The sequence below is a fragment of the Protofrankia sp. Cr1 genome (genome assembly GCF_963555865.1).
In the GTDB taxonomy this organism is placed as follows: Bacteria; Actinomycetota; Actinomycetes; order Frankiales; family Frankiaceae; genus Protofrankia.
This window is the reverse complement of record NZ_CAUVXO010000153.1, coordinates 9,152-10,911: the sequence shown is the minus strand read 5'-3', so window position 1 is coordinate 10,911 and position 1,760 is coordinate 9,152. Positions and strand designations below refer to the sequence as shown.

2 protein-coding genes are annotated in these 1,760 nt (G+C 68.6%); both read left to right on the top strand.

All coding sequences use genetic code 11. From position 1 onward, the window contains the following. Positions 1-174: 174 nt before the first annotated feature. Positions 175-513: a hypothetical protein gene (locus U9980_RS13815; RefSeq protein WP_322768279.1), complete on the top strand. Its 339-nt coding sequence runs from the start codon at positions 175-177 to the stop codon at positions 511-513. Positions 514-679: 166 nt separating this feature from the next. Next, positions 680-1,720 carry a phosphotransferase family protein gene (locus U9980_RS13810; RefSeq protein WP_322768278.1) on the top strand — a complete coding sequence of 347 codons (1,041 nt, stop codon included), beginning with the start codon at positions 680-682 and terminating at the stop codon, positions 1,718-1,720. The last annotated feature ends 40 nt before the right edge of the window (positions 1,721-1,760 follow it).

Genomic DNA, 1,760 nt, shown 5'->3' with positions numbered 1-1,760 from the left:
TTCGGCCGAATGTCGTCCGACAGTAGGTGGAATCGGTCGTTATGTCGGTGGATATCCACTGATGTCGATCGGTGCAGGTCGCAGCCTCGGGGCCGTCCACCGACGTCCACGGACGTCCATCCCCTGTGCAGTACAACTGCATTACAGCGATGATTCGGATCATGGCCACGGAACGTGAAGCCGGCTTGGACGTCCCCGGCACCGAAAAGAATACGATCTCCCCTGCTCGCCAGCGCCGGCAACGACGGGACCGTACGGGCATGGGATGTGCGCATCGGGCAGCCCGTCACAACCCTGGTCGCGCTTCAGGCCGGCGGCAGGGCATGCCTGCGTCCCGATGGCTCTTACACCATCTCCGGCGAGGTTGACGACAATTTCTGGTGGGCAATCAAGATCTACCGCTTCGGCCCCGGAGAACTCGACCCGTATACCCCGGCGATCCGCGCCTTGGCCCCGACTGCTCTCATCCCCTTCTCCATGCCGGTTTATCCCGGCGCTCCATGTATTCGGTGACGCCGTGGGATGGCTGCTTCCGTTCCAGTGGGTCGGCTCGCCATCCCCTTGACACCGCAGTTCCGGAACGGATTGCATGGGCTGATGGACATTAGCCACAAGGGCGCATGATGGCCGTTGACCTCGCACCGGCTCCGGTGACAGCGATCGACACCGAGGCACGGTCATGACCGACGCGGCCACCGCGGCCACCGCGGCGCCCGCCGGGCTCGACCTCCCCGCGCTGCAACGGTTCTTCGACACCGTGGTGGCGGATGCGGGTCCGATCCGGGCCGAACTCCTGCACGGCGGCCGGTCCAACCTCACCTACCGCATCACCGACGGGCGCTCGGCCTGGGTGCTGCGCAGACCGCCGCTGGGCGGCCTGACCCCGTCGGCACACGACATCGCCCGGGAATACCGGGTGGTGGCGGCCCTCTTCGACAGCGCTGTACCCGTCGCCCGGCCGGTCGCGCTGCGGGAGGACCCGGATGTGCTCGGCGTCCCGTTCTGCCTGGTCGAGTACGTCGACGGGCAGGTGATCCGTACCCGTGCGGAGCTGCACGCACTGCCGGCCGCGGACATCACCCGCTGCGCGTTCGGCCTCATCGACGTGCTGGCCCGATTGCACGCCGTCGATCCGGCGGCCGTCGGGCTCGAGGGGTTCGGCAGAGCGGCGGGCTACCTCAACCGCCAGGTCCGGCGCTGGCACGACCAGTGGACCCGCGTGGCGACCCGGGAGCTCGCCGATCTGGACCTGCTGCACACCCGGCTGATCGAGGCGTGCCCGGCCGAGAGCGGCGCGTCGATCGTACACGGGGACTTCCGCATCGACAACGCGATCCTCGACCCGGGGGATGTCGGCACGGTGCGGGCGCTCGTGGACTGGGAGATGGCGACGCTCGGCGACCCCCTCGCCGACCTCGGCCTGCACATCGCCTACGCCGATCCGGCCTTCGACCCCGTGCTGGGCGGTGAGGCCGCCTCGACCAGCCCTCGCCTACCGTCCGCCGACGCGCTCGTCGAACGCTATTGCGCGACCTCCGGGCGTGCGGTGACAAACCTGCCGTTCTACCTCGCGCTGGGCTGTTTCAAGGCCGCTATCATCGCCGCGGGTATTCACGCGCGGCACGCCCAGGGCATGACCGTCGGAACCGGTTTCGAGACCGTCGGCTCGGCGGTACCGCTCCTGGTGGCGGCAGGATTGACAGCCCTGTCCGGGAAGTAAGCGACCCGGACAGGAGGCCCATGCACCCGGCCTCCGCCGG

Bases quoted from the DNA above. Each gene is read 5' to 3' on its own strand.
- U9980_RS13810 (WP_322768278.1), top strand. From the start codon at position 680: ATGACCGACGCGGCCACCGCGGCCACCGCGGCGCCCGCCGGGCTCGAC.